The organism is Fibrobacter sp. UBA7003 (assembly GCA_002449765.1).
Taxonomy (GTDB): domain Bacteria; phylum Fibrobacterota; class Fibrobacteria; order Fibrobacterales; family Fibrobacteraceae; genus Fibrobacter.
Genome location: DJXN01000005.1, coordinates 1 through 13,114 on the forward strand (window position 1 = coordinate 1; position 13,114 = coordinate 13,114).

At 55.5% G+C, this 13,114-nt stretch carries 16 protein-coding genes; 14 read left to right on the forward strand and 2 right to left on the reverse strand.

The genetic code is table 11. The annotated features are described in order from the left end of the window. Positions 1-653: NPCBM/NEW2 domain-containing protein (locus B2952_RS03740; protein ID WP_290781503.1), on the forward strand; the 653-nt coding region annotated here is incomplete at its 5' end. Positions 654-669: 16 nt separating this feature from the next. Beyond that, positions 670-1,584 (forward strand): glycosyltransferase family 2 protein, encoded by a 915-nt coding sequence (locus B2952_RS03745; RefSeq protein WP_290734959.1) that lies wholly within the window; start codon positions 670-672, stop codon positions 1,582-1,584. 93 nt (positions 1,585-1,677) lie between these two features. Here B2952_RS03745 and B2952_RS03750 read toward each other — a convergent pair whose 3' ends face one another. Continuing rightward, positions 1,678-2,640, reverse strand: coding sequence for an FISUMP domain-containing protein (locus B2952_RS03750; protein WP_290781505.1), 963 nt, complete (start codon positions 2,638-2,640; stop codon positions 1,678-1,680). A gap of 73 nt (positions 2,641-2,713) precedes the next feature. Here B2952_RS03750 and B2952_RS03755 point away from each other — a divergent pair, with 73 nt between their 5' ends. After that, on the forward strand, positions 2,714-2,986 hold the full coding sequence (locus B2952_RS03755; RefSeq protein WP_290732019.1) for a hypothetical protein: 273 nt from the start codon (positions 2,714-2,716) through the stop codon (positions 2,984-2,986). 120 nt (positions 2,987-3,106) lie between these two features. On the opposite strand, the gene B2952_RS03760 is transcribed toward B2952_RS03755, so the two are convergent. Beyond that, positions 3,107-4,432 carry a hypothetical protein gene (locus B2952_RS03760; protein ID WP_290734961.1) on the reverse strand — a complete coding sequence of 442 codons (1,326 nt, stop codon included), beginning with the start codon at positions 4,430-4,432 and terminating at the stop codon, positions 3,107-3,109. 189 nt (positions 4,433-4,621) lie between these two features. Here B2952_RS03760 and gmk point away from each other — a divergent pair, with 189 nt between their 5' ends. The 11 genes from gmk to B2952_RS03815 all read left to right on the forward strand — a co-directional run bounded on the left by gmk (position 4,622) and on the right by B2952_RS03815 (position 13,101). Further along, positions 4,622-5,185 carry a guanylate kinase gene (gene gmk / locus B2952_RS03765; protein WP_173366190.1) on the forward strand — a complete coding sequence of 188 codons (564 nt, stop codon included), beginning with the start codon at positions 4,622-4,624 and terminating at the stop codon, positions 5,183-5,185. A 201-nt stretch (positions 5,186-5,386) separates the two neighbouring features. After that, complete coding sequence (gene rpsP, locus B2952_RS03770) at positions 5,387-5,806, forward strand: 30S ribosomal protein S16 (protein WP_290732027.1); 420 nt, start codon at positions 5,387-5,389, stop codon at positions 5,804-5,806. A 76-nt stretch (positions 5,807-5,882) separates the two neighbouring features. Then, on the forward strand, positions 5,883-6,476 hold the full coding sequence (gene rimM, locus B2952_RS03775; RefSeq protein WP_290734963.1) for a ribosome maturation factor RimM: 594 nt from the start codon (positions 5,883-5,885) through the stop codon (positions 6,474-6,476). Next, positions 6,476-7,180, forward strand: coding sequence for a tRNA (guanosine(37)-N1)-methyltransferase TrmD (gene trmD, locus B2952_RS03780; RefSeq protein WP_349679834.1), 705 nt, complete (start codon positions 6,476-6,478; stop codon positions 7,178-7,180). Before rimM ends, trmD begins: the two co-directional genes overlap by 1 nt. A gap of 16 nt (positions 7,181-7,196) precedes the next feature. Then, the gene (gene rplS / locus B2952_RS03785) at positions 7,197-7,544 is read left to right on the forward strand and encodes a 50S ribosomal protein L19 (RefSeq protein ID WP_173382384.1); all 348 of its coding nucleotides are present in this window, start codon (positions 7,197-7,199) and stop codon (positions 7,542-7,544) included. Positions 7,545-7,569: 25 nt separating this feature from the next. Beyond that, positions 7,570-8,481: a cyclic nucleotide-binding domain-containing protein gene (locus tag B2952_RS03790; RefSeq protein ID WP_173366194.1), complete on the forward strand. Its 912-nt coding sequence runs from the start codon at positions 7,570-7,572 to the stop codon at positions 8,479-8,481. Beyond that, positions 8,481-9,410 carry a cyclic nucleotide-binding domain-containing protein gene (locus B2952_RS03795; protein WP_290732034.1) on the forward strand — a complete coding sequence of 310 codons (930 nt, stop codon included), beginning with the start codon at positions 8,481-8,483 and terminating at the stop codon, positions 9,408-9,410. The genes B2952_RS03790 and B2952_RS03795 overlap by 1 nt, the downstream gene beginning before the upstream one ends. A 56-nt stretch (positions 9,411-9,466) precedes the next feature. After that, entirely contained in the window at positions 9,467-9,850 is a 384-nt protein-coding gene (gene yajC / locus B2952_RS03800) for a preprotein translocase subunit YajC (RefSeq protein WP_290734967.1), read from the forward strand. Positions 9,851-9,870: 20 nt separating this feature from the next. Continuing rightward, a complete protein-coding gene (gene def / locus B2952_RS03805; protein ID WP_173366197.1) occupies positions 9,871-10,410 on the forward strand; it encodes a peptide deformylase in 540 nt (179 codons plus the stop codon). A gap of 10 nt (positions 10,411-10,420) precedes the next feature. Further along, positions 10,421-11,776, forward strand: coding sequence for a SpoIID/LytB domain-containing protein (locus tag B2952_RS03810; RefSeq protein ID WP_290734969.1), 1,356 nt, complete (start codon positions 10,421-10,423; stop codon positions 11,774-11,776). After that, positions 11,773-13,101, forward strand: coding sequence for a MiaB/RimO family radical SAM methylthiotransferase (locus tag B2952_RS03815; RefSeq protein WP_290734971.1), 1,329 nt, complete (start codon positions 11,773-11,775; stop codon positions 13,099-13,101). Before B2952_RS03810 ends, B2952_RS03815 begins: the two co-directional genes overlap by 4 nt. Positions 13,102-13,114: the final 13 nt, after the last annotated feature.

Here is a 13,114-nt window from a genome sequence, read left to right on the forward strand (position 1 = left end):
CCCCGCTGCTCCTGAATTACAAGCTCAAGGAACAGGCAGAAGCGACCCGGAACTGGGCACTCCGGATTACGCTTGACAAGTTCCTGCTGAAAGATACAGTCTACGCCCCCGGAGAATACAACGTTCTGGTGGGTTATGACAAATTGCAGCCCGGTTACAACACCATCCGCTACATCGTCACGGACACGGAAAAGCGCACGAAGCTTGCCGATGTTTCAAAATACTACTTCAACGATGCCGGGGGGACAACTCGCCTTCCGCAGTCGATACTCGTCGAGCACCGCCAGGACTGGGGCAAACTCCACTGGGGCAAGAGCATCGAGAACCACGACATGATTCTCGACGGCAAGCACTTCGCCGAAGGATTCTCGACTCACGCCGCCTCGGAAACATCGTTCAATCTCGAAGGCAAGTACCGCGCGTTCCGCACATCGTTCGGGCTCGACGACGAAAGCCTCTGCAGCGAGGGCGTTTCGGTGCAAATCATCGGTGACGGGAACGTGCTTGCCACGAGCCCCGTATTCCAGAACGGAATCATCCACACGCTATCAGCAAACACCGAGGGAGTCCAGAAACTCACCCTCAAGACTATACCCAAGGGGAGCATCGACTGCAGCCACGTGGACTTCGTCCATCCCGTCCTGATTCCTTAATTACTATTATTTAGCCATGCTTTTATCTGTCATCATTCCCGTCTTTAACGAAGAAGAAATCGTTGCCGAAACCTACCGCGTTCTCGAAGAAGAACTCAAGGATATCGAACACGAACTCATTTTCGTGAACGACGGTTCGAAGGACAAGACGCGCGAAATTGTCGAGGGACTGCTTCCGGGCAATCCGAATAACAAGATTATCAACTTCAGCCGCAATTTCGGGCACCAGGCTGCCTTCAGCGCGGGGCTCGACCATGCAATCGGCGATGCGGTGGTGATTATCGACGGCGACCTGCAGGACCCGCCAAGCCTCATCCACGAAATGCTCGCAAAGTGGCGCGAGGGCTACCAGGTCGTCTACGCGCAGAGGAACAAGCGCAAGGGCGAAACCATCTTCAAGCGTTTTACCGCGTTCTGCTTCTACCGTGTCATCGGCAAGCTCACGAGCATCGAAATTCCGCCCGATACCGGCGACTTCCGCCTCATGGACCGCTGCGTGGTGGACCAGCTCAAGAACTTGCCGGAACGTAGCCGCTTCTTGCGCGGGCTTGTCTGTTGGGTTGGCTTCAAAAAGATTGGCGTCAAGTATGACCGTGCCGAACGCACTGCGGGCAAGTCCAAGTACCCGCTCAAGAAGATGCTGCACCTCGCCTTCGACGGCATTACCGGATTCAGTTCCGCCCCGCTCAAGGTCAGTTTCTACATGGGACTTTTTGCAACCGTTGTCGGTTTCGGCGTATTCGTATGGTCCATCCTCGAAAAAATACTGAGCCCCGCGACGACAGTCCCCGGCTGGGCTTCGCTCATGACGGCCATCGTGTTCTTTGCGGGCGTGCAGCTCATGTCAATCGGGATTCTCGGAGAATACATCGGCCGCATCTACGACGAAGTCAAGCAGCGTCCGCTATACATCGAAGATAAGAAGAACTAGCAGTCATCCAAAAGCAAGTCATCCCGGAGCCATCGGCCCCGGGATTTATACGGTTATATGTAGACGTTTAAATTAGGCGCAATACTATGAAAGCTAACGGCAGCTTGGATTTCGTATTAAGCGAATTGGATGATATTCAGCTACAGGGAGTTTAACGATTGATCCAGTGAGATCTTTTTTTATACAAAATGCATCCGACTCGTAAAATGCATCCGACTCGTCATATATTGCATCCGCAAACAACCAGAAACACGCTGGATATTCAGATTCTTCCACAGTTTTGAAAACCGCACCTTTTGCATAATGGCCCGATGGAACTATATCAAATTCAGCGGCATTCGTCCCTTCCATCCCAACAGATGCGAGTTTATCTACACCTCCAACAGTTTCTATTAATGTATTTACATCTGATTCTGTCGGAAGAATCCATTTGCTATCGTATGTGCTACACTTTTCATCAATTTGTTGCGAACTATTCCAAGTAAAATAGTTGCCATATACCCTGCAAAGAGCTTTATTTCCATCATAACACTTCTCTGCGACGCCAAAGTTATAATAATAGAGTAGGTTCTCCGCCATCCAAGTCTGGTCGCCTATTGTTACAGTCACATAAGTGCTGTCATAGATTTTTTCCTTTGAAAGTTTAATCGACAGAGAAGAACTTCTCGGTTCATTAAACATATTACCACTTGGCTGGACACAACGAACAGGTAACATTACCGACTTATCTTCAAAACCTATATTTACACTGACAATTTTGCCAGCCCCACCGTTTTTCTTAAGCGAAAAGACTTCGGCATAACCACCTGTAGTGTCACTGGTCCAATACATGCCCTCTTCGCCTACTTTGTGCCATTTAGTATAAAGGAAATAACCTGCCAAAGCACCACTATCATTAAAAGATGTGCTATTTTCTAAATTACGAGACTTTCTAATTTCCTCAGATTTCGGCAAGCGCCACCCATTCGGGCAAGCTTTCTTAGCCTCTGACCATGTGAAATATTTGGGAGCACCATTCCATTCACCTGAAGAATGCCCCCAAACACTGTTTACCAAATCCTGGTCCATCCAAATATAATTGTTATGTCTCACATAGCTTGAAGTGTATGTTTTACTATTGATCACATAAGTGAAGCTTCCGCTCGACCCGAAACTGGACGACGAAGAAGAGGTCTCCGAACTACTCGATTTTACCGAACTGCTCGACTTCGCGGAGCTACTAGACTTTGCGGAGCTGCTAGATTCAGCAGAGCTACTGGACAATTTCTCAGAACTCTGGGTCGGAACCGCTTCCGAAGACTGCGGTTCGGCACCGCTCGATGTCGGAACAGAAGATGACGACGGATTATCAACATCCGAAGACGAAGGCAACGGATCATCGTCTCCCGACGACGAAGAATAATCAACATCGTCCACATACTCAAGCGCCCCGAAGTTGTTGTCGAACTCTTCCTGGTAGTTGCTGCAGGCCGCAAAGAGGAATGCGAGGATGAGCGCAAAAATCTTTTTCATAGTTTCCTCCCTAGAATGCGATGCTCAGCCCGAGGCCGATTCCACCCACAATGGCAATGCCGATGCCCGCGGTGCGATACTTCTGGTACTTCCCGATGTCGTCGTGGCGTTTATTGAATTCTTCGCGCGAAGCCGGCATTTTTTCGCTTTCGCTTTTCGCCTTGTTGTTGTAAACCACAGCAAGCGTCGTGCCCGTAATGAGCGTTGCCGCCGAAATACCGATAAGCACCCAGTGCGTGTCTCCCGACTTTTCCGCTTCGGGAATGCCGGTATCGACCTTGTCGCCCGCCTGCGGGGCCGTTTCCGCTACCGGAGCGGCATTGGACACCGTTCCCGAGGCAGTCACCACCTCGGATGCAACCGTCTTCGTATTCATCTTGGGCATCGCCTTGATGGCCGTAGAATCGCGACCCCAAATCCAGCGGCCCACCAGGTCGTCGCTCGCCTTCTCGAATTCCACGCGGCCCTTGTAAGTGGCCATTTCGCCGTCACGTCCCTTCGGGAAGTTCACGGACTTGTCCTTCATGTTCACAAGCAGGTGCGCGTTCTCCTTGCCCGAAGGAATCTGCGTCACGTTGAAGAGTTCGGCGCCGCTCAGGTAGTACGCGCCCGCCACCGGCCTGTTCAGGTCCAGGTAGAGCGAGAGGTCGCTCGTATCGAGAACCACCTTCAGGTTCGTCTTCGTATGCAAAAGCGAGTCGTTCATGTGGTCGAGCGCCTGCACAAAGAGCGGTGCAAACTCGTCGCCCGACTTGCGCAGCACAATGTCTCCGCACTTCGAGAGCCAGAGTTCGGTAAAATGCTTCTGCTGGTCCATGCGGCGTTCGTCGTAGCGCAGCTTGAAGTTGTAAGATGCATCGAAAGCGCCCGCATGCGAGAGCGGTTCCAGGTCCACGCCGCCCTCGATTTTCAGGAGGTTCTCCTTGCTCGCGATAATGCGAGAAAAGGCGTCGGTACAGGCGTCAATCTGCTGCGTGCGCTGTTCCAGGTCGTTCGCCATGGTCACCACGCCCAGGCGCAGTTCGCCGGTCACTTCCATGTAGCGCGATTCGAATTCGGGGAGTTCCACGGCATAAAAATGACCGCACTCCTCGTCTAGCACGTCATTTATAGAAACCATGCTACACCGGTCGTTCATTTTCGCGATGCGGTTCGCACGGGTAATCAGGGAATCAAGTTCGGGGTTATCGCTCCCGATGCCCGCCTTCAACTGCTGCAAGTCAGCCTGTATCGCCTGGAACTCGGAGGCGTCCTTCACAAAGATAGATACAGTCGGGTCGGCAAAGGCCATGCCTGCAAGGCACGCCAACACAACAGCAATAAAACTAGATTTCATAGAATCTCCTAATCCCTTTCGCCAAGTGAATATAAATATAACAATCGCAAAACTTTTTTTTAACAACATCGCGGAGCTCTTGCGTCATATCACATCCTCGGCTTTCATTTATTTGAGCAAAATCAAATTCGCGGAGCCCCTTTTGTCAAAAATCACACCCGCGGGCCCGATTTTACTAAATTTTACATCATGAAGAACAAACTTTTCGTGATGAGTGCCGCGAGCGGCGCAGGCAAGACCACCCTCAAGGACAAGGTCATTGGCGAATTCCCGGACATCGTGTATTCCATCTCGGCCACCACCCGCGCCCCCCGCGAGGGCGAAGTAAACGGCGTGCACTACTTCTTCAAGACGAAGGAAGAGTTCGAGCAGATGATCAAGGACGATGCGCTGGTGGAATACAACCTGGTGCACGGCAACTACTACGGCACTCCCAAGTTCTTTGTCGAGGACATGCTCCGTCAGGGCAAGCGCGTCCTGTTCGACATCGACGTGTTCGGCAAGGTGAACTTCGACAAGGTCTACCCCGACGCGACCGGCATCCTCATCCTCCCCCCGAGCGAAGAGGAACTCGAACGCAGGCTCCGCGGCCGCGGCACCGACTCGGAAGAAGTCATCCAGACCCGCCTCCACAATGCGAAAAAGGAGATGGAATTCGCGAAAACGCAGGGAAAATACGAATATACCATCGTGAACGACGACCTCGAGAAGGCCGCAAATGAGCTCCGCGCCATCCTAAAAGGTGGCAACTAGCCCCCGGGCAGGGAATCCGCAAAAGTCTTTTTTTGGCGATTTTGAAGAAATTTCGCCAAATTTTATAGTTTTGAACGTTAATTTATACGTAAATGACGGAAAAATTTACATTTCCGTCCTTTACACACAAATGGTTTATTTCTATATTGCCCCGGCAAAAACAACAACCCCGGTCTCCGGGAACCCCAAAAAGAGGTTAAAATGGCAACTGTTATCCGTCTCGCCCGCTTCGGCAAGCGTCACAACCCCATCTACCGCGCCGTCGTCATCGACAACCGCAAGGCTCGCGACGATAGCTTTATCGAACAGGTCGGCTTCTACAACCCGAACCTCAAGAAGGCCGATATCCGCTTCGACCAGGAAAAGATCCTCAAGTGGCTCTCCGTCGGCGCCCAGCCGTCCGACACCGTCCGCAACCTCCTGAAGCAGGTCGGCATCCTCGACCTCTTCCACGAGATCAAGGCCGGCCGCTCCATCGAAGGCAAGACCGCCACTCCGCGTCCGGAAAAGAAGAAGGCCGTGAAGCTCGGCCCCAAGGCCCTCGCCAAGATCGAAGCCGAGAAAGCCGCCAAGGAAGCTGCCGAGGCCGCTCCCGCCGCCGAAGCTCCGGCCGAAGCATAATCAAGCTTTGCTAAAGAGTCCTGTGCCCCACGCACGGGACTTTTTTTATCCCCCGAACACTTCAAACCACTATAAGATGTCCGATTCCGAAGCCTACATCACCGTCTGCCAGCTCATGCGCACGCATGGCGTGAAGGGTTACATCAAGGCGATGCCCCTCACCCACGACATTACGCGCCACAAGAGCCTCAAGGACGTGCGCCTCAAAAAGACGAACGGCGAGGAACTGGACCTGCGTATCGAGGATTCCAAGCAGGCGAACGACATCTGGCTTTTGAAGTTCGAAGGCTACGACACGCCCGAATCGATCGCGCACTTCGTGAACGGCGACGTGATGATTCCTGAATCGGAGAGGCTCCCCGCACCCGAGGGCGAGTACTACATCGACGACCTGGAAGGCTTCCGCGTCCATACCGAAGACGGCAAGGACATCGGCGAAGTGCTCGAGGTGCAGGAACTCCCGACGGTCAACGCTTTCAACATCAAGTTCGACGGCGCCTTCCAGTCCGAATTCAGCAGCAAGTCCATCCTCGCCCCGTGGATAGACGACTGCGTGCTCGATATCGACGAGGACGGAGGGTTCATTGTGTGCGACGCGGCCTACCTGAAGGCGCTCTGCCCCGAGGACCACTCCTCGGAAGCGCTGCCCGAGAACAGCGGGGAGGCATGATGGTCATCGACTGCATCACCATATTCCCCGAGATGTTCGCCCCGATGAAGCAATCCATCATGGGGCGCGCACAGGCGAAGGGCCTCATGGAATTCAACACGGTCTACCTCCGCGACTTCGCGATAAACGACTACGGCCAGGTGGACGACGTGCCCTACGGGGGTGAACCGGGCATGGTGCTCCGGCCCGAACCGCTCGCCGCAGCCATCCGCAGCACGGGCGTAAAGCAGGACGGCGGGAAGGTCATCTACCTCACGGCAGACGGCGTGCCCTTTACGCACAAGATTGCGGAGGAACTCTCGCACGAATCCCACCTGGTTCTCGTGTGCGGGCACTACAAGGGCATCGACGACCGCATCCGCCAGACCGAGGTCGACATGGAGATTTCCATAGGCGATTTCGTGGTCAGCGGGGGCGAACTGCCCGCAATGCTTTTGACCGACGCGGTCGTGAGACTCATCGACGGGGCGCTGGGCAACCGCGAGAGCGGCGACACCGACTCCTTCGCGCAGGGCGTACTGGGATGGCCGGTCTACACCCGCCCGGAGGAATTTGAGGGAAAAAAGGTGCCCGAAGTGCTGCTTTCGGGCCATCACAAGAACATTTCGGAGTGGCGGAGGCAGGAATCCTTGAAAAGAACGCAAGAAAGACGCCCCGACATCCTTGAAAAAATCAAATTAAATGCTAAATTTGGCGACAAATAATTAAGAGGTACACATTATGTCCCTGAACATCGAAGCAATCCACAACGAAAACGTGAAGTCCGATATTCCGGCTTTCCGCGCCGGCGACACCGTTACCGTGAACGTCAAGGTCATTGAAGGCACCAAGGAACGTATCCAGCCGTTCAAGGGTGTCGTGATCCAGCACAAGAACTCCGGCATTTCCAAGACGATCACCGTCCGCAAGATGTCCGGCTCCGTGGCCGTCGAACGCATCTTCCCGGTCAACAGCCCCCGCATCGACTCCATCGTTCTCGACCGCGCCGGCAAGGTCCGCCAGTCCCGCATCTACTACATGCGCAACCTCCGCGGTAAGGCAGCCCGTATCGAAGAACGCGAGGCCTAATTAGGCTTCAAGGGGTAGTTTCCCGATGAACGGGAATTCCCGGCAGCAAGTTATCCCGCCCACGCATTCGCGCGTGAAGGCGGGTTTTGTTGTATATTCTCCGGACTCCGGAAATCGGGAACTCATCATCCTCGACGAGGGCGAACTCGTCGCCGTGGACAAGGCTGGTGGCAACCGAACCGTCAAGTTCAAGATGCAGCCGGGCGATATCGTCGGCGTGGCATCGCTTTTCGAACGCGAGCCCCTGCGCTACACCATCGAGGCTTCCGTAGATTCCGAAATCACCGTGCTCTCGGAAGAATGTCTCGAATCCGAGCTCAAGAACATCCCCGTCTGGCTGCTCGCCATCCTGAAGAACCTCGCCGTAAAGACTCGCCTGCTAAAGGAATCCGCACGCACGACCCCGGTCGAGAATACGCTGATGAGTCTCGCGGAATACTGCGCCCACCTGGAATCGGGGCACAAGTACGCATTCGAAGATCTCGTCCGTGAATTCAACTGGATTACCCGCATCCCGGCAGCGACCATCAAGGAAGACGTGAAGGCCCTTGCCCGCCGCAACTTCATTGCCATTTCGAAAGACGGCGATTCGCTCTACCTGCAGGTCCACAACGCGATGCTCATGCAAATCTATTCGGACTACCTGTTTGCGCAGGACGAAGGCATCTCATGGGAACCGCTCCGGCTGAGCCTCCCGCAAAAACGCATCCTCGTGCACCTCACCACGCTCGACGAGACCGTCGAGATGGAAGCTCCCGAATGGATATCGCTCCTGAACGAGAGGGAACTCCCCATCGATGTCGCGCAGTGGATTACGCTCCAGGACCTGGGCTGCTTCAAGGAAGGGCTTTCGAACAAGTTCCACATCGACCTCAAGAAAATTGAATACTTCCTCACGGCGCTGCGTTACGACTCCAACCTCCGGGGGGCCGTCTGATGCTCGTCAAGGAAGGCGAATACCTGTTCCTCGAAGGCGACAAGGCATCGAGCCTCGTCATCGTCAAGTCGGGCATGCTCGTCGGCATGTCCAAGCAGCTGCGGCAGAGGCACTGGCAGAACTTCGGGCCCGGCTCGCTCATCGGCGAATTCAGCCTCCTCGAAAGCGCCCCCCGCGAATACACGGTCCGCGCCGCCGAAAATAGCGAAATAGTCTTCATCGAGCAGGCGGCACTCCAGCGTGAACTCGAACTCAAGCCTGCCTGGTTCCGCTCCACGCTTTCATTTATCGCAAACCACTGCCACATCGCCGAGAGCAACCAGAAAAAGCACAAGATCGTGCAGGCGCTCCCGGCACTGCTGTTCCTTTTCAGCAAGCACCTTTCTACCTCGGGCGCGGACAACATCCCGGTTACGACCATCCGCAAGAAGATGCTCGTCCTCAACAACACGGACGCGTCCGACACAGACAAACTATTGCAGATTCTCGAGGGCATCGGACTTTTGAAAGTCGAAGGCGAAACGGTGAGGGTCTCCAGCCTCCAGATTGTCCCCATGCTCTACGAGGCCCTCCGCTACCGCGCCATCAACAAGCAGGTATCGCCGAACATCCTTTCCATCACCGACCAGCTCGTGCTCACCGCATTCGTAAAGGCCGTCCGCGACAACGGGATTCCGCTCAAGAACGGGCATGCCACCGTTCCCATGGATACGTTCGAGTCGCAGGCAAAAAAGACCCTGTTCGGAAGCACACTTTCGATGCGCACGCTCGCGCCGCTACTGCAAAGCGGGACACTCCAATCCGAGCCTGCGTTTGGCGAGGAATCCGCCCTCGAAAACATCGAGAGCATCTCCGGCGACTTCGAGCATATCCTCGACCTGCTCGAACTCAACCGTATATTCCCGCTGCTCGACAAGAAGCTGGTATAGCGAATTTTTCTATATTTCCGCGCGAAACAAACAATCACCTTAAAACAAGGCTAAACATGAAACTTTCCGCACTCCTCGTGACCCTTTCCTCCATCGCCGCATTCGCCCAGGAAGCCGACCCTGCACAGCAGCCCGGCGGCGGCATCATGGGATTCCTTCCCATCATCCTCCTGTTCGTCGTGATGTGGCTCTTCTTCATCCGCCCGCAGAGCAAGGAAAGGAAGAAGATGGAAGAAATGCGCAAGGCCCTCAAGAAGGGTGACAAGGTCATGACGACCGCCGGCATCATCGGCACCGTCACGAACATCGAGGATTCCACGGGCTACGTGACCGTGCGTACATCCTCCACGACCCTCATCGAATTCGAAAAGGGCGCCATTCTCCGCGTGCTGAACGCCGAAGCAAAGTCCGCCGAAGAAAAGAAGGACGAAAAGAAGTAATCCGCGACAAGGAATAACCCATGGCCCTCCTCCCCATCCGCATTTACGGCGACCCGGTGCTCCGCAAAAAAAGCGAGCCGATTACCGAAATCACTCCGGAACTGCGCCAACTGGCACAGGACATGCTCGAAACCATGTACGACGCCCCGGGCTGTGGACTTGCCGCCCCGCAGATTGGCAGGAACATCCGCCTCGTGGTCATCGACACGGCCATCCCCGGCGAGGAGGACCCGCGTCCCTACATCATGTTCAACCCCGAATGGGAACCCGAAGAAGATGCGAAGCCCGTGGACTACGACGAAGGCTGTCTCTCTCTTCCGGATATCTTCTGCAATGTAGTGCGCCCGGACAAGGTGTGTGTGCGCTTTTTCGACATCAACGGCGAACCGCAAGAAATCCATAACTGCGAAGGGCTCTTTGCCCGCTGTATCCAGCACGAGACGGACCACCTGAACGGCGACCTGTTCGTGGACAAGATTTCTACCGCCGACCGCACGATGAACCAGTCCAAGCTCCGCAAGATGGCGAAAGAGACCCAGGCAAAACTGAAGAAGAAGTGACCGGCGGTTGGTGATTGGGTGTCCTAAATTTTCCGCGCTCTGCGTTTTCGCACTTTCGGCAATAGCGTTTGCCGACGATTTTGAACTGCCGGTTTTGCCCGAGACAAAACCCGTCCAGCAAGCTCTACCGCAGGACTCCGCCGGACAGAAGCAGACAAACGACGAATCCGATTACGGGGCACCCGTAAATTTCACACCGATCGAAGCGACAAGCGTCTCCGAAACGCACAACGCAAGCGCAAACTTGCCGGCAGGCGTCATCGCAAAAAAGATTCCCGAGAACCTGAACCGCCCCCTGAAAGTGGGAGTCTATGTCGGCGTCAAGGAACTCTACCTGAAGCTCGAAGGCGAGACCATACACATAACCCCAGCGGGCAACAAGGTGAAGTTCCAGGGCAAGGAAAACGCCGCCACGCTCGACAGCAAGGAAATCTACGGCGAAGGGAATTGCATCTCTATCGCGCCGACGACAAAGGAACTCGCCACCGCGTGCTACCCCGGGCACTTCTACGTAAGCGCAAGCAAGGGTTTGATAAACGCAGTAAACGTGGTCGACGTAGAGGACTACCTGCGCGGTGTCGTGCCCTACGAAATCGGCAAGCTCGACAGCAGCAGGTTCAGTGCCCTCGAATCGCAGGCCATCGCCGCGCGCACGTATGCCTACAAGCACTTCGGCAGCCGCGAATCCATGGGCTTCGACGTGTACGCCGACACCAAGGACCAGGTGTACAAGGGCCTACAAAGCGCAACCCCGCTCACCGACAGCGCCGTGAAGGCGACCGCCGGAATCGTGATGACCTACAACGGCGAATTCATCATCGCCTACTACCATTCCACCTGCGGCGGCGAAACCGAGACGCTCGCCACCTGGGAACGCCCCGACCTGCCCTACCTGAAAAGCAGCCCCGACCTGCGCCCCGACGGAACGCCCTGGTGCAGCGAATCGAGCTACAGCAAGTGGGAACGCAAGTTCGGCGACAAGGAAATGGAAACGCTCGCGAAAAAGAATGCGAAAGAGGCCAAGGCGAAAGCCCCGGACTTCAAGAAAATCAAGGACATCGCCATCAAGGATACGCTCCCTAGCGGAAGAATCCTCACGCTCGCCGTCGAAACAGACAAGGGCAAGTTCGAAGTCCGGGGCGACAAGGTGCGATGGCTGTTCAAGAAGGGCGGGACAATCCTCCCGTCGTCGTTCTTCAGGATAGAACACAAGAAAGGCGAATGGACAGTCTCCGGCAAAGGGTTCGGACACGGAGTCGGCATGTGCCAGATGGGCGTCCGCGCCCGGAGTGCCGCGGGCCAGGATTTCAAGACCATCCTCACGCACTACTATCCGGGAATCACGCTGGAGCGGTTCGAGAAATGAGTGCCGAGAATCCGGTTTTTGCCGTAATCAGCCAGGGGTGTGCCGCAAATTTCGGCGACGGGGAACGCATAGCAAGGGCGCTAGCCACCCTACACCCGGATTGCCGAATCCTGTTCAGCCTACCGGAAGCGAAGTCAACCGCACAAGGAAAGCCAAGTCAGCAGGTTACGCCTGATGCCATCTACCTGAACGTCTGCACCGTGAAGGGCAACGCGGGGGCTCTGAAGCTTTTACGGGCCGCATCCGAATCGTTTCCGGATGTGCCGCTGTTCATCACAGGGTGCGCCCCGAAGGACTTCCGCGAGGAAGCCTCCAGGTTCACAAACAAAGTAGTTTTTACGGATTTAAAGGAAATCTCCGCCACCTCTGGAATTAGCAACCTTGTCGCGGAATCCAAAATTCCGATGCAAGGCAGGATCCTTCGAGAATCGCCGTTCACAGGAATCGTGAATATCGAGGAAGGCTGTCTCGACGCCTGCGCGTTCTGCAGCACGCACCTCGTGAAAGGACGTCTCAAAAGCTACGCTCCCGAAGGAATCGTCGAGCAGGTCAAGCAACTCGTAGCTGACGGCTGCTCCGAAATCCAGCTTACCGGCCAGGACTGCGCCTGCTACGGGTTCGACATCGGGACAAACCTTGCGAAACTCACGCAGGACATTCTCGCGCATGTTCCCGGCGACTACCGGATACGCCTCGGCATGGGAAACCCGCGCCACATGCAGCAATACGCAGATTCGCTCTGGGAATGTTTCCAGGACGACCGTCTCTACAAGTTTATCCACATTCCCGTGCAGAGCGGAAGCGACAGCATTCTCAAGGCGATGAACCGGAGACACTCCGCAAGTGACTTTTTCCGGCTCGCCGACGAATTCAACACGCGCTTCCCGCTAGCGACCCTCAGCACCGACCTCATCGTCGGATTTCCCGGCGAAACGGACAGCGACTTCGAGGCGACACTCCAGCTGCTCCGTAACACCCGACCGACGGTATGCAACATCACGCGCTTTGTCGCCCGGCCGGGAACGGCCGCCGCGCGGATGGAGGCCGACACGGCACTGCGCGTGCCCGACCGAGTCAAGCACGAACGATCGGCCATCCTCGCCGAAGCCTTCCAAAAAATCGCGCAACAGAACAATTCCCGATGGATGGGTCGCGAGTGCCGCGTCACCGCCGAAAAGGCGGGCCACCGGAGTGGCACCTCCATCGCGCGGAACGAGGCCTACCGCCCGGTAGCCCTCGTCGGCGACATTCCCGCAGGCAAGTCGCTAAAGGTCCGCATCACAGGTGCAGAACCCTTCGCACTCATCGGGGAAAAACAGGACTAGGGCGGGCCTCGAG

What these genes read in the sequence shown, in the direction of transcription:
- B2952_RS03745 (WP_290734959.1), top strand. Translation starts at nt 670, where the DNA reads ATGCTTTTATCTGTCATCATTCCCGTCTTTAACGAAGAAGAAATCGTT.
- B2952_RS03760 (WP_290734961.1), bottom strand. Translation starts at nt 4,432, where the DNA reads ATGAAATCTAGTTTTATTGCTGTTGTGTTGGCGTGCCTTGCAGGCATG.
- gmk (WP_173366190.1), top strand. Translation starts at nt 4,622, where the DNA reads ATGAAGAACAAACTTTTCGTGATGAGTGCCGCGAGCGGCGCAGGCAAG.
- rpsP (WP_290732027.1), top strand. Translation starts at nt 5,387, where the DNA reads ATGGCAACTGTTATCCGTCTCGCCCGCTTCGGCAAGCGTCACAACCCC.
- rimM (WP_290734963.1), top strand. Translation starts at nt 5,883, where the DNA reads ATGTCCGATTCCGAAGCCTACATCACCGTCTGCCAGCTCATGCGCACG.
- trmD (WP_349679834.1), top strand. Translation starts at nt 6,476, where the DNA reads ATGGTCATCGACTGCATCACCATATTCCCCGAGATGTTCGCCCCGATG.
- rplS (WP_173382384.1), top strand. Translation starts at nt 7,197, where the DNA reads ATGTCCCTGAACATCGAAGCAATCCACAACGAAAACGTGAAGTCCGAT.
- B2952_RS03790 (WP_173366194.1), top strand. Translation starts at nt 7,570, where the DNA reads ATGAACGGGAATTCCCGGCAGCAAGTTATCCCGCCCACGCATTCGCGC.
- B2952_RS03795 (WP_290732034.1), top strand. Translation starts at nt 8,481, where the DNA reads ATGCTCGTCAAGGAAGGCGAATACCTGTTCCTCGAAGGCGACAAGGCA.
- yajC (WP_290734967.1), top strand. Translation starts at nt 9,467, where the DNA reads ATGAAACTTTCCGCACTCCTCGTGACCCTTTCCTCCATCGCCGCATTC.
- def (WP_173366197.1), top strand. Translation starts at nt 9,871, where the DNA reads ATGGCCCTCCTCCCCATCCGCATTTACGGCGACCCGGTGCTCCGCAAA.
- B2952_RS03815 (WP_290734971.1), top strand. Translation starts at nt 11,773, where the DNA reads ATGAGTGCCGAGAATCCGGTTTTTGCCGTAATCAGCCAGGGGTGTGCC.